The following is a 23,845-nucleotide window of genomic DNA, read 5'->3' as shown; positions in this document are numbered from 1 at the left end:
CACCTCCGGCCACCCCCGCTCACCGCTGCGTGCACCCCACCGCTCCGGAGAGTACGTTGCAAGGAGGAGATGGCGATCCGATGCGTACGGGCAGTGAACCGGCGACCGCGCGCAGTGCTCTGCGGGCGCGGTTGTGGCTGAGCGTGTGGGGGCTGATCTGGGCGGTCTTCGGCACGACGGTGTTCGCGCTCGTCGGACGCCCCGGCTGGGCGGCCGCCTGCGGGGTGCTGCTGCTGGTCGTCACCGTCGACCTCGCCATGATCGTCCGGCATCTCCACCAGGGCCCGCACTACCAGCCGGGCCGGGACGTACCGCCGTACCAGCCACCGGACGACGACGGGCCCCGCCACCCCCGGCTGTCGCGGCGCGGCCCCTCCTGGCCCAGGCCGCCGCGCCACCGGCACCCCTGACGGACGTCAGCCGTCACGGGCACGGCATCAGCCGTCGAAGCGGGCCGCCTTCAGGTACTCCGGGTTCGGATCCAGCGCCGCGGCCAGCCGGAAGTGGCGCTTGGCCTGGTCGGCGCGGCCCTGGCGCTCATAGGTGCGGGCCAGCGCGAAGTGCGCGAACGCGTTGTCCGGCTCGCGCTCCAGGACGATGGTGAACTCCAGTTCGGCGGGCCGCAGTTGCGCGGCGGCGAAGAAGGCACGCGCGCGCAGCAGCCGGGCCGCGGTGTTCTCGGGATGCGCGGCGATGACTCCGTCGAGCAGCTTCACCGCACCCCGCGGATCCCGCGCGTGGAGCAGCTGCTCGGCGGCACGGAAATCGATGACATGCGTCTCCGGAGTGGGTCCGGGGGAACCGCTGGTCTCGGGCACGGCAGAGTCCTTCCCTTGTTCCCGAGGTTCAACGCCCCTGCCCGGTCCGCTATTCCGCGGGCCGCTCCCCGGTGGAGCGTGCGTGGGCCCGGTGCACCAGGTCGTCCCAGACGGCGTCGACCCGCTTGCGCAGCGCGTCCAGGGGCACGTCGTTGTCGATCACGACGTCCGCGATCGTGTGCCGCTGCTCGCGGGTGGCCTGGGCGGCGATACGGGCGCGGGCGTCCTCCTCGGTCATGCCGCGCAGCCGTATCAGCCGGTCGAGCTGGGTCTCGGGGCTCGCGTCCACGACGATCACGAGGTCGTAGAACGGCGCCAGGCCGTTCTCGGTGAGCAGGGGTACGTCGTGGATCACCACGGCGTCAGGGGTCGCGGCCTCCTCCAGCTCGCGGGAGCGGGCGCCGACCAGGGGGTGCACGATCGAGTTGAGGACCGCGAGTCTGTCCGGGTCGGCGAAGACGATCGAGCCGAGGCGGGGCCGGTCCAGGCTGCCGTCCTCGGTAAGGATGTCCGGGCCGAACGCCTCGACCACGGCGGCGAGGCCGGGCGTGCCGGGGGCCACGACCTCCCGTGCGATGCGGTCCGAGTCGATCAGCACGGCTCCGTGCTCCACGAGCAGTCGGGAGACCTCGCTCTTGCCGGCGCCGATCCCGCCGGTCAGGCCAACTTTCAGCATGAGCGGAAGCTTAGGCCCTGCCACCGACAGTGGCAGGACCGGAGGCCGGGCAGCGGCGGAACCCGGGGCTCAGGCCTCCCCCTCACGCTCCGCGAGGAATCGCTCGAACTCCCGCCCGATCTCGTCGGCGGACGGGATCTCCACCGGTTCGGCGAGCATGTTGCCCCGCGTCTCGGCGCCGGCCGCCGCGTCGTACTGGTGCTCCAGGCCCTGGACGAGGGCGGTCAGCTCTTCGTCGCCCTCCTGGATCTGCCGGTCGATCTCGGTCTGGGTGCGCCGTGCGTCCGTGCGCAGGGAGTGCGCGATGCCGGGGAGGACCAGACCGGTGGCGGCGGTGATGGCCTCCAGGACGGTCAGCGCGGCGTCCGGGTACGGGGAGCGGGCGACGTAGTGCGGGACATGCGCGGCGACGCCCAGGACGTCATGACCGGCCTGCATCAGCCGGTACTCCACCAGCTGCTCCACGCTGCCGGGCACCTGGGCCTCCTCGAAGGGGCTGGTGTGGCCGGGGACCAGGTCGGTGCGGTTGCCGTGCGGGGTGAGGCCCACCGGGCGGGTGTGCGGGACGCCCATGGGCAGACCGCTGAAGTTCACGGCCAGGCGGACGCCGAGCCGGTCGGCGATCTGTCGTACCGCCGTCGAGAAGCGCTCCCACTCCACGTCCGGCTCGGGCCCGGACAGCAGCAGGAAGGGGGCGCCGGTGGTGTCCTGGACGAGGTGGACCTCGATGGCCGGGGTCTCGTAGTCGGTCCAGCGGTCGCGCTTGAAGGTGAGCAGAGGCCGGCGGGCCCGGTAGTCCACGAGCCGGTCGTGGTCGAACCGGGCGACGACCTGGTGGGGCAGTGAGTCGAGCATCCGGTCGACGATGAGGTCACCGGTCTCGCCCGCGTCGATGTATCCGTCGAAGTGGTAGAGCATGACAAGGCCGGCCGATTCCTGGGCGAGCGCCATGTCGACCACGGCGAGGCCCTTCGGCTCCCATGCGTACAAACCCTGCGGATCAAGCACTGTGACCGCTCCTCCTCCTGTTCCTCCCCTACAACGCACCCTGGAACGGGGGCATTCCCACGACACGCCGCTGATCAGCGATCTCCCGCGGACCGTCTTGACGCTCCGTCACCTGGTCCGTACCTTCACGGTGCACTGTTCACCATGACGGCCGTGATTCACGTATGAGATCGACCGGTTTCACGCAAGAGCTCGCCCTGGGACAGGAAGGCACCCCCCCCATGCGCATATCCATGCCGCTCACCTCCCTGCTCGCCGCGGTCACCGTCACCGGTGGTCTGCTGCTCACCGGCCCGGCTCCGGCCATGGCCGCCTCGACGGTCGAGGTGACGACCGCGGCCCAGCTGAAGACCGCACTCGCGAACGCCCGGCCCGGCGTCACGATCCATCTCGCGGACGGCGCCTACAAGGGCAACTTCAACGCGACCGCGCCGGCCACGGCGTCCGCCCGGATCACCCTCACCGGCTCCGCCGAGGCCGTCCTCACCGCGAGCGGCGGCTACGGGCTCCATCTGAACGGCGCCTCCTACTGGACGGTCAGCGGCCTGACCGTGACCGGTGGCCAGAAGGGCATCATGATCGACGCGTCCCAGGGCGTGATCGTGGACGGCGTCACGGTGCACGGCCTGGCCATGGAGGGCGTGCACTTCCGCGACTCCAGCACGGACGGCGTGATCAGGAACTCAAGGATCTACGACACCGGGAACGACGGCGGCGGCAAGGGTGAGGGCGTCTACGTCGGCACGGCCAACACGCTCTCCGACAACAGCGACCGCGTGCAGATCCTCGACAACACCATCGGCCCGGACGTGGGCGGCGAGAACGTCGACGTCAAGGAGGGCACGACCGGCACGCGGATCATCGGCAACACCTTCGACGGCAGCGGCCTGACCGGCGCGAACTACGACGACTCCTGGGTCGATGTGAAGGGCGACGACGTCCTGGTCCAGAACAACACCGGCACCCGCACCAGCAACGACGGCTACCAGACCCACACCCAGCAGCCCGGCTGGGGCTGCGGCACGGTCTTCAAAAACAACCACTCCACCCTGACCGGCGCCACGGGCCCCACCCAGCTGGCCGTCGACGTCACCAACTACGGCACTGACTGCAAGACGACGGTCTACACCTCGAACACGGTGACGGGCGGCAAGGGCCTGACGAATATCGGGGTGACCTCCTGACAAGGGCTGCGGTGATCCCCTAGGGACGCGGGGCACTGCGGGACCGGCCACGACGGACCCGCACCCGAAACACGACCGCCGGACCCCCGAAAAACCCTGAGGGGCCCCACCTCGAAAGGTGGAGCCCCTCAGCAGCTACCTGCTAAGCCTCAGCGGCCTGCGTTCAGCTCTGGCCGCCCGCGAGCTTCTCGCGCAGCGCAGCCAGCGCCTCGTCCGACGCCAGGGCGCCAGAGGTGTCCGCACCCTCGGAGGAGTACGAGCCACCGCCGGTCGCGACCGGAGCCGCAGCCTCGCCGCCCTCGGCCGCGGCAGCGGCGTCGGCCTCGCGGGACTTGATGACCTGCTGCTGGTGCTGCTCGAAGCGGGACTGCGCCTCGGCGTACTGGCGCTCCCACTCCTCGCGCTGCTTCTCGTAGCCCTCGAGCCAGTCGTTGGTCTCGGGGTCGAAGCCCTCGGGGTAGATGTAGTTGCCCTGGTCGTCGTAGGACGCGGCCATGCCGTAAAGGGTCGGGTCGAACTCGACGACCGACGGGTCGGCGCCGAAGGACTCGTTGGCCTGCTTCAGCGAGAGGCTGATGCGACGACGCTCGAGGTCGATGTCGATGACCTTGACGAAGATCTCGTCGTTGACCTGGACGACCTGCTCCGGGATCTCCACGTGGCGCTCGGCCAGCTCGGAGATGTGGACCAGACCCTCGATGCCCTCGTCCACGCGGACGAACGCACCGAACGGAACCAGCTTCGTGACCTTACCGGGCACGACCTGGCCGATCTGGTGGGTGCGGGCGAACTGCTGCCACGGGTCTTCCTGGGTCGCCTTCAGCGACAGGGAGACACGCTCGCGGTCCATGTCCACGTCGAGGACCTCGACGGTGACTTCCTGGCCGACCTCGACAACCTCGGACGGGTGGTCGATGTGCTTCCAGGACAGCTCGGAGACGTGGACCAGACCGTCGACGCCACCCAGGTCCACGAAGGCACCGAAGTTGACGATCGAGGAGACCACGCCGGAGCGGACCTGACCCTTCTGGAGGGTCGTGAGGAACGTCTGGCGGACCTCGGACTGGGTCTGCTCCAGCCAGGCACGGCGGGACAGGACCACGTTGTTGCGGTTCTTGTCCAGCTCGATGATCTTGGCCTCGAGCTCCTTGCCGACGTACGGCTGGAGGTCGCGGACACGACGCATCTCGACGAGGGAAGCCGGCAGGAAGCCACGGAGGCCGATGTCAAGGATGAGACCACCCTTGACGACCTCGATGACGGTACCGGTGACGATGCCGTCCTCTTCCTTGATCTTCTCGATGGTGCCCCAGGCACGCTCGTACTGGGCGCGCTTCTTCGAGAGGATCAGGCGGCCTTCCTTGTCCTCCTTCTGGAGGACCAGGGCCTCGATCTCGTCGCCGACGGCCACGACCTCGTTCGGGTCGACGTCGTGCTTGATCGAGAGCTCGCGGCTCGGGATGACACCTTCGGTCTTGTAACCGATGTCGAGCAGGACCTCGTCCCGGTCGACCTTCACGATGACGCCGTCGACGATGTCGCCGTCGTTGAAGTACTTGATCGTCTCGTCGATCGCGGCGAGGAAGGCTTCCTCGTTACCGATGTCGTTGACCGCTACCTGCGGGGTGGTGGCGGTGGTCTCGGTGCTGCTCGTCATGTGGGAAAGGGCTCCGGTACGGACATTGAAGTCGTAGGTACTGCTTACGCCGGGAGCCTGTTTCGCCCTGTAGAAGCCGGACAGCCAAGGAAGCGCCACCTTTTCAGGACACCGGGTGCCCGGTGGCGCCTCGAAAACCGAGGGGACATACATACAGATGCGAGCGCAGCCTGCTACGTCTGAGGCGCGCAGGCCCGCAGCGCAACTTGTAGCATACGGGGGCAGCCGGAAAGGGTCAATGCGCGAAGGCGCACACCCGGGGCGGATCGCCGTATACCCGGCACGAAAAGTCCCACAGGACCGCGCGGCAGGGCCGTGCGACCCCGTCCACGGCGTACCGCCGTCCGGTGGGTCGGGACGGAAGATTACGACGAGGGAGCCGATCATCCAAGAGTCCGAACGGGCCGAGCCCGAGGGGTTCGAGCCCGAAGCCACCCGCCGTGACGCCGATGTCGCGGAGAGCAGCCGGGCCAACCGGAGCTGGTGGGACCGCAACGCGGACGAGTACCAGGTCGATCACGGCACGTTCCTCGGCGACGACCGCTTCGTGTGGGGCCCGGAGGGTCTGGACGAGGTGGAGGCCGAGCTGCTCGGCCCGCCGGAGGACCTGAAGGGCAAGGAGGTCCTGGAGATCGGCGCGGGCGCGGCGCAGTGCGCGCGCTGGCTGGCCGCCCAGGGTGCCCGTCCGGTGGCCCTGGATCTCTCGCACCGCCAGCTCCAGCACGCGCTGCGCATCGGCGGATCGTTTCCGCTGGTGTGCGCGGACGCGGGCGCGCTGCCCTTCGCGGACGGCTCCTTCGACCTGGCGTGCTCGGCGTACGGCGCGCTGCCGTTCGTCGCGGATCCGCGCCTGGTGCTGAGCGAGGTGCGGCGGGTGCTGCGGCCCGGCGGCCGATTCGTCTTCTCGGTGACCCATCCGATCCGCTGGGCCTTCCCGGACGAGCCGGGTCCCGAGGGCCTGTCGGTGTCCGCCTCGTACTTCGACCGCACGCCCTATGTGGAGCAGGACGAGCGGGGCGGGGCGGTCTACGTGGAGCACCACAGGACGCTGGGCGACCGGGTCCGCGACATCGTGGCCACCGGGTTCCGCCTGGTGGACCTGGTGGAGCCGGAGTGGCCGGCCTGGAACAGCTCGGAGTGGGGCGGCTGGTCCCCGCTGCGGGGCAGTCTGATCCCGGGTACCGCCGTCTTCGTGTGCGAGCGGGACTGAAACCTCCCCGATCGGGGACGAGGGAGCGGGTTCGGGCGTCGTACGACACTTAGGACGTGATCCGTTACGACGCCCTGGACGCGCTGCCCGTGCGCTCCGCCCTGCCCGCCCTGACCGACGCGCTCGCGGCCGACGGCACCGCCGTCCTGGTGGCGCCGCCCGGTACCGGCAAGACGACCCTGGTGCCGCTGGTGCTGGCGGGGCTGGTCGGGGACGGGCCGGCGCGGCGGGTCGTGGTGGCCGAGCCGCGGCGGATCGCGGCGCGCGCGGCGGCGCGGCGGATGGCGTGGCTGGTGGGCGAGCGGCCCGGCGAGAGCGTGGGCTTCACGGTGCGCGGGGAGCGGGCCGTGGGGCGGTGCACGCGGGTGGAGGTCGTGACCACGGGTGTGCTGCTCCAGCGGCTCCAGCGCGATCAGGAGCTGGCCGGGGTGGACGTCGTCGTGCTCGACGAGTGCCATGAGCGGCATCTGGACGCCGACACGGTGGCGGCCTTCCTGTGGGACGTACGGCAGGCGCTGCGGCCGGAGCTGCGGCTGGTGGCCGCGTCGGCGACCACGGACGCGCAGGGATGGTCGCGGCTGCTGGGCGGGGCGCCGGTGGTCGAGGCGGCGGGGACCGCGCATCCCGTGGAGGTGGTGTGGGCGCCGCCGGTACGGCCGGTGCGGCCGCCGCACGGGATGCGGGTGGACCCCGCGCTGCTGGCGCATGTGGCGTCGGTGGTGCGACGGGCGCTGGCCGAGCGGGACGGTGACGTGCTGTGTTTCCTGCCCGGGGTCGGCGAGATCGCGCGGGTGGCCGCGCAGTTGGGTGCGCCGGCCGGGGTCGAGGTGCTCCAGGTGCACGGGCGGGCGCCCGCGGCCGTGCAGGAGGCGGTGCTGTCCGCCGGGGAGCGGCGGCGGGTGGTGCTGGCGACGTCGGTCGCGGAGTCCTCGCTGACCGTGCCCGGGGTGCGGGTGGTGGTGGACTCGGGGCTGGCCCGGGAGCCCCGGGTGGATCATGCGCGGGGGCTCAGCGGGCTGACGACGGTACGGGCGTCGCGGGCGGCCGGGCGGCAGCGGGCGGGCCGGGCCGGGCGGGAGGCACCGGGCGCGGTGTACCGGTGCTGGGCGGAGGCCGAGGACGGCCGTCTGCCGGCGTTCCCGGCGCCGGAGATCAAGGTGGCCGACCTGACGTCGTTCGCGCTCCAGACGGCCTGCTGGGGCGATCCGGACGCCTCGGGTCTTGCCCTGTTGGATCCGCCGCCGGGCGGTGCGATGGCGGCGGCGCGCTCCGCGCTGGTGGCGGTGGGCGCGGTGGACTCGGCGGGGCGGGCGACGGAACGCGGCGTACGGCTCTCCCGGCTGGGGCTGCACCCTCGGCTGGGCCGGGCGCTGCTGGACACGTCCGGGGCGGGGGCGGAGGTGGTCGCGCTGCTCTCGGAGGAGGTGCCGCGGGAGTACGGCGACGATCTCGCCGGTGCGTTGCGCTCCGCTCGGCGTGGGGGTGACGCCTACGCGGGTCGGTGGGCGGCGGAGGTACGGCGGCTGCGGTCTGTCGCGGCGGAGTTCTCCGGCCCGCCCGGCCAGGAGAGCGGGCCCCGGGTGAGCCCCGGGCCGGGCACCGGGATCCGGGGCTCCGCGCAGGCGGTCCCGTCGGCCGGTGCCGGTGCGGACGGCCTCGTCGGGCTGGTCGCCGCGCTCGCTTTCCCCGAGCGGATCGGGAAGTCGGACGGCGGGTCGTACCTCATGGTGTCCGGGACGCGGGCCGAGGTGGTGGAGGGGTCGGCGTTGCGGGGGGCGCCGTGGGTCGTCGTGGCCGTGGCCGACCGGCCGGGCGGGAAGGGGCATGCCCGGGTGCGGCTCGGGGCCGCGGTGTCGGAGGAGGTGGCGCGGGCGGCGGCGGGCGCGGTGCTGGACGAGCGGGACGAGGTGCGCTGGGCGGACGGCGATGTCGTGGCCCGGCGGGTCGAGCGGCTCGGGGCGGTCGAGTTGACGGTGCGGCCCTTGAAGGACGCCGCGCCTGAGCTGGTGCGCGCGGCGCTGCTCGAAGGGTTGCGGCAGGAGGGGCCCGCGCTGCTGCGGTGGACGCCGGACGCTCAGGTGCTGCGGCTGCGGCTGGCGTTCCTGGGCGCCCGGCTCGGGGAGCCGTGGCCGGATGTGTCGGACGAGGCGCTGCACGCGAGTGCGGAGCGGTGGCTGGAGCCGGAGCTGGGCCGGGCCCGGCGGCGGGCGGATCTCGCGCGGATCGACGCCGGGCAGGCGCTGTCGCGGCTGCTGCCCTGGGCGAGCGGGGAGGCCGTGCGCCTGGACGAGCTGGCGCCCGAGCGGATGACCGTGCCGAGCGGGTCCAGGATCCGGATCGACTACCGGGATCCGGAGCGGCCGGTGCTCGCGGTGAAGCTCCAGGAGATGTTCGGGCTGCGCGAGACGCCGTCGGTGGCGGGTGTGCCGCTGCTCGTGCATCTGCTCTCCCCCGCCGGGCGGCCCGCCGCGGTGACGGCCGATCTGGCGTCGTTCTGGCGGGACGGCTACCGGGCCGTGCGGGCCGAGCTGCGCGGCCGCTATCCGAAGCACCCGTGGCCGGAGGACCCGGCGGCGGCCGAGCCCACCCGGCACACCAACGCGCGGCTCAGGCGCTGACCGGCCGCGGTTCCGCCGCCCGGGCGGGTGTCGGGTCCCCGGGGTGGCGGGCGCGGGCCTCCAGGACGAGGGAGAGGGCGAGCAGGAGCAGGCCGAGGGTCAGGGAGCCCCGGGGGACGTAGGAGGTGAGTGCGAGGACGAGCGTGCGGTTGTGTCTGACGAGGGCGACCGTGTGCTCGACGTAGTCCTCGCGCATCTTCACGTCCCCGGCGAACGCGGTGACCTTGGCGCGTCCGCCGAGCAGGGTGCCGCCGCGCAGTTCCTCTTGGTGGATCTCCTCGCCGTAAACCGGTGCGCCGGTGACCGGTTCGACCCAGAAGCGGCGCACGGTGGTGTACCAGCGGGTGGTGCCGGTCCTGGCGACGGTCTGCGGGGTGATGCCCTTGACCGGCATGGACTTCGGCATGGGGACCTTGGTCCAGGGGACGGTCTGTTCGAAGTAGTAGACCTTCAGGCCGTGGAACTCGCGGGTGCCCCGGTAGTGGATGGGGCTGGTGGTGCGGGTCTGCGCGTCGAAGTACTCGTAGTCCCGTTTCTCGGTCAGAAAGGGCCACTTGAACTCGATGCCGGTCCGCTCGACCGGGTCGCCGTCGACCATCTCGCCGGTGGCGTGGACGGGGGCCTGGCTGTGGGCGTCGAAGATGTAGCGCTCGGGGACCTCGGAGACCATCTTGCCGTCGGGGCCCTGGACGTAGGACAGGGCGTTCCAGACGACGACCGGCCGGTGTGCGCTCTTCTCGATCTTCTCAGCGGCCCTCACATCGCCCTTGAGGGTCTGCACGATGGTGACCTCGGGGACCTTTTTCGCGCGCATGGTGCCGTAGTCGAGGAGGGTGGCGTTCTTGGCCTCCAGGACGATGTCCTGGTACTGGTTCGCGGGGATCCGGGCCAGGCGCGGAAAGGCGTACCAGCGTGTCAGTGGCGACAGTGCCGCGCAGAAGACGGCACAGGCGAGCAGGATCAGGCTTGCCTTGCGGCGCATCGCGGCCTCCCTTCCGGGCGGGTTACGGATGTGCGGGGACCGTGGTCAGCAGCGGTTTCGGCGAGGTGCGGCCGGACGGAGCGCCGAGGGCGGCGATCGTGAGGACCAGGGCGAAGGCGAGGGCGAGGCCGGTCGCGGCGGCGATCAGGGCGCGCATGCGGGGCCTCCCGGTGGCCGGTCGGTGTTCTGGCCGTTTCTGATGCGGCGTCAGGTGCGGGCACCGTAGCAACGGGCGGACGAGATGAGAACAGCGGTGCGCCCACGAACGACGGCGCCCTCCCCGCCGGAAGCGGGGAGGGCGCCGTGGCGGTCCGGTCGGCTCAGGAGCCGGCCGATACGCTCGGGGACGGGGACGGGCTCGCCGTGGCGGTGCCGTCGGCGGCCACCGTCAGCCGGACGGTGAGGGTGCCGCCGCCGGGGGTGGTGACGCGCAGCAGGAACGTGCCGGTGGTGTCGTCCGCGTACAGCTTCGGCAGCGTCAACAGGCCCTTGGCGTCCGTCTTCAGACCGGTGAGGGTGCGTACGGCCTTGCCGGTGGTGGCGTCCTTGAAGTAGGGGCCCTTGTCGTTCTCGGTGGCGTCGGTGGCGGACTTGATCAGGGTGGCGGTGGCCGCGACCTTGTCCGCGACGGCGCCCTTGTACGTCGCCTTCAACTGGACCTGGTCGGCGAACTCGCCGCCGGGGGTGCAGGTCAGCGGGGTGTCGCCGTTGGTGGTGGCGGTCAGGGTGTCGGCGGGGCGTTCGGTGACGGTCGCCTGGTAGTCGACGCCCTTGAGCGAGCGGCCCACGACGGTGGCGGTGACCTTGAAGTCGCCGGTCTTCTCGCCCGCCTGGAGCGCGGGGGCCTTCGCGACACCCTTGCTGTCGGTGGCGACCGTGGCCACGTCCTCGCCGCCGGTGAAGGTGGCGTCGGTGTCCCCGGAGATGGTGAACCGGATCCTGACCTTGGCCACGGCGGCGCCCGCCTTGGTCTCGGCGCGGGTGCTGATCGTCCCGGTGAAGGCGTCCCCGGCGGTCGCGGTGAGCTCGGCCGTGGCGGTGCCCGCGTTCTCCAGGTGGTCCACCGTGTCGGTGGGGGTGGGCGTGGTCGGGTCCGGTGTCCCGGGCGGCCGCGGGGCCGGGTCGCCGCCGTCCTGGCCGCCGCCGGGCTTCGACGGCGTCGGCGAGGGGCTCGGCCGGCCGCCCTGGTCCTTCGAACCCGGCTTGCCCTGGTGCGGGTTCGCGGGCTCGGCCGGCGTGGACGGGGTCGTGCGCGGGGTGCCGTCGTCGCTGCGATGGCCGGGCGCGGCGCCGGTGCCGTCGGGCACGGAGTAGGTGCCCTTGCTGTAGTACTCCATCCAGGACAGGACGGTGTTCAGGTAGTCCTGCGAGTTGTTGTAGCCGAGGATCGCGCCGTGCAGGTCGGCCGCCTGGGACAGGTCCCGGTCGCCGCGGCACAGGTAGTGGCCGGCGGCGAGCGCGGCGTCGTAGATGTTGTTGGGGTCCTTCTTGCCGTCGCCGTTGCCGTCGCGGCCGGCCCAGGCCCAGGTGGACGGGATGAACTGCATGGGCCCGACGGCCTGGTCGTACTGGGCGTTGCCGTCGTACGCGCCGTGGTCGGTGTCCTTGATGAGCGCGAAGCCGTTGCCGTCGAGGACCGGGCCGAGGATCGGCCGCAGGGTGGTGCCGGAGGCGTCGACCTCGCCGCCGCGGGCCTGACCGGACTCCACCTTGCCGATGGCGGCGAGTAGTTGCCAGGGCAGGTTGCAGCCGGGCTTGGAGGCGCGCAGCTCCGCCTCGGCCTTCTTGTACGCGTCGAGGACCGTGGCCGGTATGCCGGCCTCGGCGGCGCCCTGGACGACCGGGGTGCCTGCGCTCGGCGAGGGGCTCGGGTTGGGGCTGTTCAGGGGCGGCAGGTCCGTGTAGTACGGCGAGTTGCCCGTGGCGTCGTCGCCGGTGGGGTCCGGTACGGGGGCGGACGCGCCGGCCGTCGCCTGTCTGCCGTGGTCGTCGCCGGTCGCTCCCGGAGCCTGGGACGCGGAGAGAGCCGCGACCGCTGCCGCGGCCACGGCGGTGGTCGCCGCCCCCTTGCGCAGCCGCCTGCCGAAATGCGCCGCCATAGAGTGAACCCCTCCCAAGGACGTCGTGCGTCCGTATCCACGTATGTGTGTCCCGCCCTGGTCTGACGAACGACCCGGCGTTCCGGTTGCTCCTGTGCCGCCCTTTCACCTGTGTGACGGTGTCCGGCCCGTGCGCTCGGCACGGCGCCGCAGGCGACCCTACGACAACTTGCTTTGCCGGGGCACCCGTTCATGCCCGATTTTCACCGGTTGGCCACCTGACGTTGAGGTGGGCGCGCCCGACGGCCCGCCAGGGCGGTGACAATGGCCCGCTCTTGAGTTGGGGGGAGGGGGTGGCGCGGCCCTAGAAGGCGGTGCGTGGGCCGGGGTCGCGGGGATCGTGGCGGGCCGGGCGTTCGTCGAGGGGGGCGACGAAGACGGTGAGGGTGGGGCGGGGGCGGGATCTCGGGATCAGGGTGAGCGCGAGCGCGAGATAGCCGCGGGCCAGATCGGCCCACTGGCGCCAGTCGGGGGCGTGGCCCGCACGGGCGGCGGCCCCGGTCCTGGCGGTGCGGTCCTTGAGCCTGCGCCGAACCTTCCTGGCGGCCCTGCGGACGGTCGTGGCCGGGTCGGCGGGGATGCGGGCGGTGCTTGCGTCGGCCGCGAGGGCCGGGACCGGCGAGGCGGGCAGTGCCTGCGCCGAGGCGGTGTCCGCCCAGACCCGGGTCACTGCCTCGGGCGTCCGGCGGTGAAGCATGCGTATACCCATGCCCGCAGTTTTGCGGCTGCGGAGGGTGCGGGGCGTTTTGACGGGGGCCACGTGAGTGACGGTCCCGCCGGGGGTTGAGCCGTCTTTGTGGTACCGGTGCGGAATGGGGGATTCCGGCTTGCGCGGGCCGCTGGGTGCCGTACTCCGACGGAATACGGCACCCCCTCACAGGTGCGGCCCGGGTGCGGCGGCTCCCGGGTCGTTGCCGCGCGGGCTAGTGCGCGGCCGACTCCCAGTCCGGGCCGACGCCGACCGAGACGTCCAGAGGGGCCCGGAGGGTCACGGCGCCGGACATCTCGTGGCGGACGATCTCCTCGACGCGGGCGCGCTCGCCGGGGGCGATCTCCAGGACGATTTCGTCGTGGACCTGGAGCAGCATCCGGGACTTCAGGTCCGCGGCCCGCAGGGCGGTGTCCACCTTGAGCATGGCGATCTTGACGATGTCCGCCGCCGTGCCCTGGATGGGCGCGTTCAGGGCCATCCGCTCGGCGGCCTCGCGGCGCTGGCGGTTGTCGCTGTTGAGGTCGGGCAGATAGCGGCGGCGCCCGAAGACGGTCGCCGTGTAGCCCGTGGCCCTGGCCTCGTCCACGGCGCGGCGCAGGTAGTCGCGGACCCCGCCGAAGCGCTCGAAGTACGCGTCCATCAGGGCGCGGGACTCCCCCGCCTCGATGTTCAGCTGCTGGGAGAGGCCGAACGCGGACAGGCCGTACGCCAGGCCGTACGACATCGCCTTGATCTTGCGGCGCATCTCCGCGTCGACCGCGGCCGGCTCGACGCCGAAGACCTGGGAGGCGGCCGTGGTGTGCAGGTCCTCGCCGGAGGTGAACGCCCTGATCAGGCCCTCGTCCTCGGAGAGGTGGGCCATCACGCGCAGCTCGATCTGGCTGTAGTCGGCGGTCATCAGGGACTCGAAGCCCTCGCCGACGACGAAGCCGCGGCGGATCGCCCGGCCCTCGTCGGTGCGGACCGGGATGTTCTGGAGGTTCGGGTCCGTGGAGGACAGCCGGCCGGTCGCGGCCACCGTCTGGTTGAAGGTGGTGTGAATACGGCCGTCGCCCGCGATGGTCTTGATCAGGCCCTCGACGGTGACGCGGAGCTTGGCCTGCTCGCGGTGGCGGAGCATGATCACCGGCAGCTCGTTGTCCGTCTGGGTGGCGAGCCAGGCCAGGGCGTCGGCGTCCGTGGTGTAGCCGGTCTTGGTCTTCTTGGTCTTGGGCAGGGCCAGCTCGTTGAAGAGGACTTCCTGGAGCTGCTTGGGCGAGCCCAGGTTGAACTCGTGGCCCGCGGCCGCGTGCGCCTCCTTCACGGCCTGCTGCACCGCGCCCGCGAACATCTGCTCCATCGCGTCGAGGTGCGCGCGATCCGCGGCGATGCCGTGCCGCTCCATGCGGGCGAGCAGGGCGGAGGTGGGCAGCTCCATGTCGCGCAGCAGATCGGCGGCGCCGACCTCCTCCAGGCGGCCCTCGAACGCCTCGCCGAGGTCCAGGACGGCACGGGCCTGGATCATCAGGGCCTCGGCCTCGGCTGCCTCGTCCGTGCCGAAGGCCAGCTGGCCGTCGGCCGCGGCGGCGGGGGCCAGCTCGCGGTGCAGGTACTCCAGGGACAGCGCGTCCAGGTCGAAGGAGCGCCGGCCGGGCTTGACCAGGTAGGCGGCGAGCGCGGTGTCCATGCGCACGCCCTCGATGCTCCAGCCGTGCTCGGCGAAGACCCGCATGGCGCCCTTGGCGTTGTGGAACACCTTGGGGCGCTCGGTGTCCGCCAGCCAGGCCGCGAACGCGTTCTCGTCGGCCTCGTCCAGCTCCGCGGGGTCGAACCAGGCGGCCGCTCCCCCGGCCGCCGCCAGGGCGACCTCGGCGACCGAGCCGGTGCCCAGCGCCCAGGTGCCGACGGTGGCGACGCCCAGGGGCTGCGTGCCGTGCTCGGCGAGCCAGGGGGCCAGCTCGCCGGTGCGCAGGACGGTGCCGTCGACCTCGACGCCCTCGGTGGTGACCGGGGTGGTGTCGGCCTCCTCGGCGCCCGGGTCGACGGCGAAGAGGCGCTCGCGCAGGGACGGGTTGCGGATCTCCAGGGTGTCCAGGACCAGCGCGACGCCCTTGCGGTCGTACGGCGCGCGCTCCAGGTCGGTGACCGCCTTCGGCAGCTCGACCTGGCGCTCCAGCTCGGTGAGGACGCGGTTGAGCTTGACCGACTCCAGGTGGTCGCGGAGGTTCTGGCCCGCCTTGCCCTTGACCTCCTCGACGCGCTCGACCAGCTCGGCGAAGGAGCCGAACTGGTTGATCCACTTCGCGGCGGTCTTCTCGCCGACGCCGGGGATGCCGGGGAGGTTGTCGGACGGGTCGCCGCGCAGGGCGGCGAAGTCGGGGTACTGGGCGGGCGTCAAGCCGTACTTCTCCAGAACCTTCTCCGGGGTGAACCGGGTCAGCTCGGAGACGCCCTTGGTCGGGTAGAGCACGGTGGTGTGCTCGCTGACCAGCTGGAAGGAGTCGCGGTCGCCGGTGACGATCAGTACGTCGAAGCCCTCGGCCTCGGCCTGGGTGGCGAGGGTGGCGATGATGTCGTCGGCCTCGAAGCCGTCGACGGCGAAGCGCGGCGCGTGCATCGCGTCCAGGAGCTCGCCGATCAGCTCGACCTGGCCCTTGAACTCGTCGGGGCTCTTGGAGCGGTTCGCCTTGTACTCGGTGAAGCGCTCGGAGCGCCAGGTCTTGCGGGAGACGTCGAAGGCCACCGCGAAGTGGGTGGGCGACTCGTCACGCAGGGTGTTGGCCAGCATCGACGCGAACCCGTAGATCGCGTTCGTCGGCTGGCCCGTCGCGGTGGTGAAGTTCTCCGCGGGCAGCGCGAAGAACGCGCGGTAGGCCAGCGAGTGCCCGTCCATGAGCATCAGCCGGGGACGGGAGCCGCCGGGGGTCTTGTCGGTCTTCTTCGATGCTGTCTCTGCCACGCCACCGATCCTGCCACGCCCCACTGACACTCCGGACCGCGTGTGCCTCCGGCGGCCGGGCGGACGGCGCCGGCCGGACCCGGTCCGGCGCCACCGGGCCCGGCCCGAGGGGCCTGCGGCGGGGCGAGCCGCCGCGGGCCCGGGGGCGGCTCACGGGGCGGCGCCGCGAGGCGATCGCGTACGACGACGGCGGCCGCCCGGCGACCGGACCGGGCGCCTCGGGGCGGTCCCGTATCGCCGGGAGGGTGATAGCGGGAGGGCGGTGTCGGTGATCGTTTGTCGGTGAGCGGGGACACGCCCGGCCCCGCAGACGCGCCCCAGCTTCTCGCCGCCCCTCTCCTCGCCCACTCGCCGCCCCCTCCTCACCCACTCGCCGCCCCCTCCTCGCCCCCTGGAGCCGCCCATTCCCCCTGTCAGTGCCCCATGGGAGGATCGGCCCCGTACGTGGTACACGCAGTCGAAGGGGAGCGCGCGATGGCGACGAAGCCGCCCAAGGGTGATCCGGTGCAGGACGCGCCGCAGGTCGCGGAGCCGAAGCACGCGGCGGCGGGGTTGCCGGCCATCGGGCACACCTTGCGGATCGCCCAGCAGCAGATGGGGGTCAGGCGCACCGCGCTGACCCTGCTGCGGGTGAACCAGAAGGACGGCTTCGACTGCCCGGGCTGCGCCTGGCCGGAGCCGGAGCACCGGCACACCGCGGAGTTCTGCGAGAACGGCGCGAAGGCGGTGGCCGAGGAGGCCACCCTGCGCCGGGTCACCCCGGAGTTCTTCGCCGCGCACCCCGTCGCCGACCTGGCGGCCAGGAGCGGGTACTGGCTGGGCCAGCAGGGGCGGCTCACCCATCCCATGTACCTCCCCGAAGGGGCGGCGCACTACGAGCCGGTCACCTGGGAGCGCGCCTTCGGCATCATCGCCGAGGAGATCGCCGCCCTCGCCTCCCCGGACGAGGCCGTCTTCTACACCTCGGGCCGCACCAGCAACGAGGCGGCGTTCCTGTACCAGCTCTTCGCGCGCGAGCTGGGCACGAACAACCTGCCGGACTGCTCGAACATGTGCCACGAGTCGTCGGGCTCGGCACTGACGGAGACCATCGGCATCGGCAAGGGCAGCGTCCTCCTGGAGGACCTGTACCAGGCCGATCTGATCATCGTGGCGGGCCAGAACCCGGGCACCAACCACCCCCGGATGCTGTCCGCGCTGGAGAAGGCCAAGGCGAACGGCGCGAAGGTGGTCAGCGTCAACCCGCTGCCCGAGGCGGGCCTGGAGCGGTTCAAGAACCCGCAGACCCCGCAGGGCATGCTCAAGGGCGCCGCGCTCACCGATCTGTTCCTCCAGATCCGCATCGGCGGCGACCAGGCGCTCTTCCGGCTCCTCAACAAGCTGATCCTGGCGACGGACGGCGCGGTCGACGAGGAGTTCGTGCGCGAACACACGCATGGATTCGAGGAGTTCGCCAAGGCCGCGGAGTCCGCCGACTGGGACGAGACGCTGGCCGCGACCGGTCTGAGCCGCGCGGAGATCGAGCAGGCGCTGGAGCTGGTGCTCGCCTCCGAGCGGACCATCGTGTGCTGGGCGATGGGTCTGACCCAGCACAAGCACTCCGTGCCGACGATCCGCGAGGTCGTCAACTTCCTGCTGCTGCGCGGCAACATCGGCCGGCCGGGCGCGGGCGTGTGCCCGGTGCGCGGTCATTCGAACGTGCAGGGCGACCGCACGATGGGCATCTTCGAGCGGCCCGCGCCCGCCTTCCTGGACGCCCTGGAGCGGGAGTTCGGGTTCGCGCCGCCCCGGGAGCACGGCTTCGACGTCGTACGGGCGATCCGCGCGCTGCGCGACGGCGAGGCGAAGGTGTTCTTCGCCATGGGCGGCAACTTCGTCTCCGCGTCCCCGGACACCGAGGTGACCGAGGCGGCGATGCGGCGGGCGCGGCTGACGGTGCATGTGTCGACCAAGCTGAACCGCTCGCACACGGTCACCGGCGCGCGGGCGCTGATCCTGCCCACCCTGGGCCGTACCGAGCGCGACGAGCAGGCGAGCGGCGAGCAGTTCGTGACCGTCGAGGACTCCATGGGCATGGTGCACGCCTCGCGCGGCCGGCTGGCGCCCGCGAGCGCGCGTCTGCTGTCCGAGCCGGCGATCGTGTGCCGGATGGCGCGCGCGGTGCTCGGGGAGCGCAGCGTGGTGCCGTGGGAGGAGTTCGAGAAGGACTACGCGGCCGTCCGCGACCGGATCGCGCGGGTGGTCCCGGGGTTCGAGGACTTCAACGCTCGGGTGGCCCGGCCCGGCGGTTTCGCGCTGCCGCACGCGCCGCGCGACGAGCGCCGCTTCCCGACCGCCACCGGCAAGGCGAACTTCACCGCGGCGCCGGTGGAGTACCCCGAACTGCCCGAGGGGCGGCTGCTGTTGCAGACGCTGCGCTCGCACGACCAGTACAACACCACGATCTACGGCCTGGACGACCGCTACCGGGGCATCACGGGCGGCCGCCGGGTGGTGCTGGTGAACGCCGAGGACGCGCGTGCGCTCGGGTTCGCCGAGGGGATGTACGTGGATCTGGTGAGCGAGTGGCGGGACGGCGTGGAGCGGCGGGCGCCCGGCTTCCGGGTGGTGCTCTACCCGACGGCCCGGGGCTGCGCGGCGGCGTACTACCCGGAGACCAATGTGCTGGTGCCGCTGGACGCGACCGCCGACACCAGCAACACCCCGGCCAGCAAGTCGGTGGTCGTACGCCTGGAGGCGCACGTGGAAGGCCGTCTGGAACAATCGGCGACCGACTGAGCGTTCGCTCAGGTTAAGACAGGTGTACGACGAACGGAGCCGGCTCATGGGCGAGCAGCAGCAGGTGCAGTTCCCGCAGGAGGTCATCGAGGAGTACGCGGCGCTCGGCGTGGACCTGCCCGCGCTCTTCTCGGCCGGTGACCTCGGCATGCGGATGGGTGTGCAGATCCTGGAGGCGTCCGCCGAGAAGGTCGTCGGCACGATGCCGGTGGAGGGCAACACCCAGCCGTACGGACTGCTGCACGGCGGCGCCTCGGCGGTGCTCGCGGAGACGCTGGGCTCGATCGGCGCGATGCTGCACGGCGGCAGCACCAAGGTCGCGGTCGGCGTGGACCTCAACTGCACGCATCACCGCGGGATCCGCTCGGGTCTGGTGACCGGTGTGGCCACGCCCGTGCACCGGGGCCGGTCGACGGCGACGTACGAGGTCGTCATCAGCGACGAACAGGGCCGTCGGGTGTGCAGCGCGCGGCTGACCTGCATGCTCCGCGACCTCGGCGCCCGGAACGGCGAGCAGGCACCCGCAGCGGTCTGACGTTACCTCAGCAAAGGCCCGGTCCACTCCCCAAAAGGGGTGCGACCGGGCATTTTTGTCATCGATGCGGCGTCATCTCTCATACGGAAAAGTGGAATTCCCTCGTCCGTCCGGAACGACCCCTTGAGGTCCACCGGGACCGGGGTGGAGATATCGACCTTCGGCCGCCCAAAATTGCTGTATGCCGCACCTTTATTTTCCGGCGTAACGCTGCGTAACGCGCGCGCAATAAGCACCTGTCGGCTCCCCGGTGGGGGCGCACCCCTGGGTGATCTTTCCCGGGCGCCCCGGGGGCACCACGCCCACCGGCCCGCGACCTCGGCCCGACGGCCAACCGGAAGTGCACATTCTCAAAATGTGGACCGCGGGGAAATTCCGCCAAACCGGCCGAGAGTATCCCCGGCGGAACTTTTCCGTCCACGCCGTCATAACAAGAAAGTCACAAGGACGCCTACGGCGCTGCCCAGGTCTCCATAGCGGGCTTAGAGTCACGGCCAGTCACCGCTCCAACGGGAGTTCGGTACCAACGCGGCTCTACGCCGTCCCGTTCCAGGGACCGCTCATGCCTGCGGAAAGGATCGATTGTGCGACAGCGTTCTCTGGTGATTCTTACCTCCGTTCTGACGACCGGAGCTCTGACTCTCACCGCCTGCGGCTCCCGCAACAATGACAGCAAGGGCGGCGACAGCGGCAACGTGACGGTCACCATCGGCGTGGACGCCCCGCTGACCGGCCAGAACTCCGCGACCGGCCTCGGCATCCAGTACGGCGCGCAGATAGCGGTCGACGACGCGAACAAGAACAAGACGGTCCCGGGCGTGACCTTCAAGGTCAAGGCGCTGGACGACAAGGCGATCCCGGCCACCGGCCAGCAGAACGCCACCCAGCTGGTCGCCGAGAAGGACGTCCTCGGTGTGGTCGGCCCGCTCAACTCCGGCGTGGCCACCCAGATGCAGCAGGTCCTGAACACCGCCAACCTGGTGGAGATCTCCCCGTCGAACACCGCCCCGGAGCTGACCCAGGGCAAGGACTGGCAGACCAAGAAGGTCCGCCCGTTCAAGAACTACTTCCGCACCGCGACCACGGACGCCCTCCAGGGCGCCTTCGCGGCGGACTACGCCTACAACGGTCTGCACAAGAAGAAGGCGTTCGTCGTCGACGACAAGCAGACCTACGGCGCCGGCCTCTCCAAGATCTTCAAGGAGCAGTTCGCCAAGCAGGGCGGCAAGGTCATCGGTACCGACCACGTCAGCGTGGGCGACCGCGACTTCTCCACCCTCGTCACCAAGATCAAGAACTCGGGCGCCGACATCCTGTACTACGGCGGCCAGTACGACGAGTCCCAGGTGCTGACCAAGCAGCTCAAGGACGCCGGCGCCAACATCCCGCTGTTCGGCGGCGACGGCATGTTCACCCCGACCTACATCAAGACCGCCGGCAAGGCCGCCGAGGGCGACCTCGCGACCTCCATCGGCGTCCCGGTCGACACCCTGCCCGCCGCCAAGGACTTCGTGGCCACCTACAAGGCCAAGAAGTACCCCGGTGACTACGGCACCTACGGCTCGTACTCCTACGACGCCGCCACCGCGATCATCAAGGCCGTCGGCCAGGTCATCAAGGACGGCAAGCTCCCCGACGACGCCCGCGCCCAGGTCGTCGACGCCGTGCAGCACAACTCCTTCGACGGCATCTCCGGCAAGATCTCGTTCGACGAGTTCGGTGACACCACGAACAAGCAGCTGACCGTCTACCAGGTCGTCAACGGTGCGTGGAAGTCCGTCAAGAGCGGCGTCGCCAACCCCAAGTAGCCCGCGGCACCCATCGCGACTCCAGGGCCGCGCGGCAATGACCACCGTCACCGCGCGGCCCGCCCTCTACCGCCCCCTTGACTCTCCCCACCACATGGAGGCCATGCGGTGAACACCCTGCCGCAGCAGCTGGCCAACGGGCTGTTCCTCGGCTCGATGTACGGTCTGATCGCCATCGGATACACGATGGTGTACGGCATCGTCCAGCTCATCAACTTCGCTCACGGCGAGATCTTCATGACGGGAGGCTTCGGCGCCCTCACGGTGTATCTCGTCCTGCCGGACGGCGTATCCATGTGGATAGCCCTGCCGGCGATGCTCGTCGGCGGCGCCCTGGTCGCCGTACTCATCGCCGTCGGCGCCGAACGCTTCGCCTACCGGCCGCTACGCGGCGCGCCACGCCTGGCGCCGCTCATCACGGCCATCGGTCTCTCGCTCGCGCTCCAGCAGCTCGTCTTCAACCTGTACCCGAACGCCAAGGCCGCCCGGGTCTTCCCGCAGCTGCCCTTCGGGCCCTACCACCTGGGCTCGGTCACCGTGCAGAGCGGCGACCTCTTCCTGATCATCGCCGCCCCGGTGTGCATGGCGATCCTCGCCTTCTTCGTCCGGCTCTCGCGCACCGGCCGTGCCATGCAGGCCACCGCGCAGGACCCGGACACCGCCCAGCTGATGGGCATCGACACCAACCGCATCATCGTGATCGCGTTCGCCATCGGCGGCCTGTTCGCGGCGGTCGCGGGCACCGCGTACGGCCTCAAGTACGGCTCGGTCTCCTACGACATGGGCTTCCTCGCCGGCCTCAAGGCCTTCACCGCGGCCGTCCTCGGTGGCATCGGCAACATCTACGGCGCCATGCTCGGCGGACTCGTCCTCGGCATCGCCGAGGCCATGGCGACCGCCTACATCGCGGACATCCCCGGCATGCACCAGCTCGGCGGCCAGGGCTGGGCGCCGGTGTGGGCCTTCGTCCTCCTCATCCTCGTACTCCTCTTCAGACCACAAGGTCTGCTCGGCGAACGCGTCGCGGACAGGGCGTGAGCACCATGACCGACACCACCCTCCAGACCCCGGTGGAGCGCGGCCCCCTGCCGCTCCCGGCCGCCGTGGCCCGGCCGCTCATCGCCGTCGGCGCCGTCGGCACCATCGCCAGCGCCTTCATGAGCTGGACCTGGACGCCCGACTTCCCCGGCAACCTGACCATCTACGGCTACCCGGCCGGACTCCAGATCCTGGCCCTGGTCGCCGGCGCGCTCACCCTGCTGTACGTGCTCGCCCTGTGGCGGGTGAAGGGGCTCGGCTGGCTGAACCCGGCGGGCGCCACCAGCCCGGTGTTCCTGACCGCTCTGTCGGCGTTCGCCGTCTGCTGGTTCACCGGTATCGCCATCGCCGTCGACCTCGGCGGACTGGTCAACCTCGACCCGGGCGCATACGTGGCGATGGTCGCCTCCCTGCTGCCCGTGCTCGGCGCCCTCGCCCTGCCGCACCCGGCCCCGGGCACCGGTCTCAAGGGCTATCTCACCAAGCCCGACCAGCCCCGCCCCGGCACCCTGTCGCCGCTCGTGGAACGCGCCGTCGTCACCGTCGGCACCGCCCTCGGCCTGGTGGTCTTCACCTACGGCATCGGTATCGACGACGATGACAGCGAGACCTTCATCGGCTTCCTGCTGATCTGCGTCTTCGCCGCCTGGGGCCTGGTGCACGCCGGGCTCCTGGACCGGTACACGACCATGTCCACCCGCCACAAGGGCTTCGCGGCCTGCCTGGCGTTCGTGGCCGCCGTGATCTTCCCGTTCACGCAGAGCAACGACCACAACGCCAACATCGGCGTGAACATCCTCATCTTCGCCACCGTCGCGCTCGGCCTGAACATCGTCGTCGGCCTCACCGGTCTGCTCGACCTCGGTTACGTCGCCTTCCTCGGCGTCGGCGCCTACGCGGCCGCCCTGGTCTCCGGCTCCGAGTACTCGCCCTTCCAGGTGCACTTCCCCTTCTGGGCCGCCGCGCTCACCGGCATGGCCGCCTCGCTGGTCTTCGGTGTCCTGATCGGCGGTCCGACGCTGCGGCTGCGCGGTGACTACCTGGCCATCGTGACGCTCGGCTTCGGAGAGATCTTCCGCATCACCGTCAACAACCTGGACGGCGACTCCGGTCCGAACGTCACCCGCGGACCCAACGGCATCACCCAGATCCCCGACATCCAGCTCTTCGGGTTCAACCTGGGCGACGCCCACACCCTCGGCTCGTTCACCCTCGGCCGGTTCGCCAACTACCTGTTCCTGATGCTGATCATCACGGCCATCGTGGTGCTCGTCTTCACCCGCGCCGCCGACTCCCGTATCGGCCGCTCCTGGATCGCCATCCGCGAGGACGAGACCGCCGCGACCGCCATGGGCATCAACGGCTTCCGGGTCAAGCTGATCGCGTTCGCGCTCGGCGCCTCCCTGGCGGGTCTGGCCGGCACCGTGATGGCGCATGTGAACTACAGCGTCAACCCGCAGCCGTACCAGTTCGCCGGCGCCGCCCCGCCCAACTCGGCCTTCCTGCTGGCCGCCGTCGTCCTCGGCGGCATGGGCACCGTCAGCGGCCCGCTGCTCGGCGCCAGCCTGCTCTACCTCATCCCGGAGAAGCTCCAGTTCATGCAGAACTACGAGCTGCTCGCCTTCGGTGTGGCGCTGATCCTGCTCATGCGGTTCCGGCCGGAGGGCATCATCGCCAACCGCCGCCGCAAGCTGGAGTTCCACGAGACCGGCCAGCTCGACGTACCGGCACAGACGACGCTGTCCGAGGACACGGCCGTCACCAAGGCAGGGGCGTAAGGAACC

General features: G+C 71.1%; 18 protein-coding genes. 9 read left to right on the top strand and 9 right to left on the bottom strand.

Going from position 1 to position 23,845, the window contains the following annotated elements:
- The first annotated feature begins 80 nt into the window (after positions 1-80).
- On the top strand, positions 81-410 hold the full coding sequence (locus HEP81_RS28825) for a DUF6343 family protein (RefSeq protein WP_051849984.1): 330 nt from the start codon (positions 81-83) through the stop codon (positions 408-410).
- Between the two features lie 27 nt (positions 411-437).
- On the opposite strand, the gene HEP81_RS28820 is transcribed toward HEP81_RS28825, so the two are convergent.
- The 3 genes from HEP81_RS28820 to HEP81_RS28810 all read right to left on the bottom strand — a co-directional run bounded on the left by HEP81_RS28820 (position 438) and on the right by HEP81_RS28810 (position 2,502).
- A complete protein-coding gene (locus HEP81_RS28820) occupies positions 438-818 on the bottom strand; it encodes a tetratricopeptide repeat protein (RefSeq protein ID WP_037653237.1) in 381 nt (126 codons plus the stop codon).
- Positions 819-867: 49 nt separating this feature from the next.
- Positions 868-1,494, bottom strand: coding sequence for a dephospho-CoA kinase (coaE, locus tag HEP81_RS28815; protein ID WP_037653236.1), 627 nt, complete (start codon positions 1,492-1,494; stop codon positions 868-870).
- Positions 1,495-1,563: 69 nt separating this feature from the next.
- Positions 1,564-2,502 (bottom strand): PAC2 family protein, encoded by a 939-nt coding sequence (locus HEP81_RS28810; RefSeq protein WP_037653234.1) that lies wholly within the window; start codon positions 2,500-2,502, stop codon positions 1,564-1,566.
- A 221-nt stretch (positions 2,503-2,723) separates the two neighbouring features.
- Between HEP81_RS28810 and HEP81_RS28805 the strand changes: the two genes are divergently transcribed.
- Positions 2,724-3,686 (top strand): right-handed parallel beta-helix repeat-containing protein, encoded by a 963-nt coding sequence (locus HEP81_RS28805; RefSeq protein WP_037653233.1) that lies wholly within the window; start codon positions 2,724-2,726, stop codon positions 3,684-3,686.
- A gap of 163 nt (positions 3,687-3,849) precedes the next feature.
- On the opposite strand, the gene rpsA is transcribed toward HEP81_RS28805, so the two are convergent.
- A complete protein-coding gene (gene rpsA / locus HEP81_RS28800) occupies positions 3,850-5,343 on the bottom strand; it encodes a 30S ribosomal protein S1 (RefSeq protein WP_037653232.1) in 1,494 nt (497 codons plus the stop codon).
- Positions 5,344-5,581: 238 nt separating this feature from the next.
- Between rpsA and HEP81_RS28795 the strand changes: the two genes are divergently transcribed.
- The gene (locus HEP81_RS28795; protein WP_220511557.1) at positions 5,582-6,553 is read left to right on the top strand and encodes a class I SAM-dependent methyltransferase; all 972 of its coding nucleotides are present in this window, start codon (positions 5,582-5,584) and stop codon (positions 6,551-6,553) included.
- Positions 6,554-6,609: 56 nt separating this feature from the next.
- Positions 6,610-9,171: an ATP-dependent helicase HrpB gene (gene hrpB, locus HEP81_RS28790; protein WP_037653231.1), complete on the top strand. Its 2,562-nt coding sequence runs from the start codon at positions 6,610-6,612 to the stop codon at positions 9,169-9,171.
- On the opposite strand, the gene pgfA is transcribed toward hrpB, so the two are convergent.
- The 5 genes from pgfA to polA all read right to left on the bottom strand — a co-directional run bounded on the left by pgfA (position 9,161) and on the right by polA (position 15,902).
- Positions 9,161-10,153: a cell envelope lipid trafficking protein PgfA gene (pgfA, locus tag HEP81_RS28785; protein WP_037653230.1), complete on the bottom strand. Its 993-nt coding sequence runs from the start codon at positions 10,151-10,153 to the stop codon at positions 9,161-9,163. The two genes, hrpB and pgfA, sit on opposite strands and share 11 nt — an antisense overlap.
- 22 nt (positions 10,154-10,175) lie before the next feature.
- A complete protein-coding gene (locus tag HEP81_RS28780; RefSeq protein WP_106979860.1) occupies positions 10,176-10,310 on the bottom strand; it encodes an SPW_0924 family protein in 135 nt (44 codons plus the stop codon).
- A 163-nt stretch (positions 10,311-10,473) separates the two neighbouring features.
- Positions 10,474-12,252 (bottom strand): lytic transglycosylase domain-containing protein, encoded by a 1,779-nt coding sequence (locus tag HEP81_RS28775; protein ID WP_037653229.1) that lies wholly within the window; start codon positions 12,250-12,252, stop codon positions 10,474-10,476.
- Positions 12,253-12,556: 304 nt separating this feature from the next.
- Positions 12,557-12,961, bottom strand: a complete 405-nt coding sequence (locus tag HEP81_RS28770) for a hypothetical protein (protein WP_106979859.1) — start codon at positions 12,959-12,961, stop codon at positions 12,557-12,559.
- A gap of 214 nt (positions 12,962-13,175) precedes the next feature.
- Positions 13,176-15,902: a DNA polymerase I gene (gene polA, locus HEP81_RS28765; protein ID WP_037653228.1), complete on the bottom strand. Its 2,727-nt coding sequence runs from the start codon at positions 15,900-15,902 to the stop codon at positions 13,176-13,178.
- 474 nt (positions 15,903-16,376) lie between these two features.
- Here polA and HEP81_RS28760 point away from each other — a divergent pair, with 474 nt between their 5' ends.
- The 5 genes from HEP81_RS28760 (at position 16,377) to HEP81_RS28740 (ending at position 23,839) form a co-directional block, all read left to right on the top strand.
- The gene (locus HEP81_RS28760; protein ID WP_037653227.1) at positions 16,377-18,680 is read left to right on the top strand and encodes an FdhF/YdeP family oxidoreductase; all 2,304 of its coding nucleotides are present in this window, start codon (positions 16,377-16,379) and stop codon (positions 18,678-18,680) included.
- A gap of 46 nt (positions 18,681-18,726) precedes the next feature.
- Entirely contained in the window at positions 18,727-19,215 is a 489-nt protein-coding gene (locus HEP81_RS28755; RefSeq protein ID WP_037653226.1) for a hotdog fold thioesterase, read from the top strand.
- A 599-nt stretch (positions 19,216-19,814) separates the two neighbouring features.
- The gene (locus tag HEP81_RS28750) at positions 19,815-21,023 is read left to right on the top strand and encodes a branched-chain amino acid ABC transporter substrate-binding protein (protein ID WP_202517409.1); all 1,209 of its coding nucleotides are present in this window, start codon (positions 19,815-19,817) and stop codon (positions 21,021-21,023) included.
- Between the two features lie 108 nt (positions 21,024-21,131).
- Positions 21,132-22,061 carry a branched-chain amino acid ABC transporter permease gene (locus tag HEP81_RS28745; protein ID WP_037653224.1) on the top strand — a complete coding sequence of 310 codons (930 nt, stop codon included), beginning with the start codon at positions 21,132-21,134 and terminating at the stop codon, positions 22,059-22,061.
- A gap of 5 nt (positions 22,062-22,066) precedes the next feature.
- Entirely contained in the window at positions 22,067-23,839 is a 1,773-nt protein-coding gene (locus tag HEP81_RS28740) for a branched-chain amino acid ABC transporter permease (RefSeq protein WP_037653280.1), read from the top strand.
- The last annotated feature ends 6 nt before the right edge of the window (positions 23,840-23,845 follow it).

This window comes from Streptomyces griseofuscus (assembly GCF_014673495.1).
Taxonomy (GTDB): domain Bacteria; phylum Actinomycetota; class Actinomycetes; order Streptomycetales; family Streptomycetaceae; genus Streptomyces; species Streptomyces murinus.
Note: the sequence above shows the minus strand (reverse complement) of the source record. Positions and strands in the feature narration are given on the sequence as shown.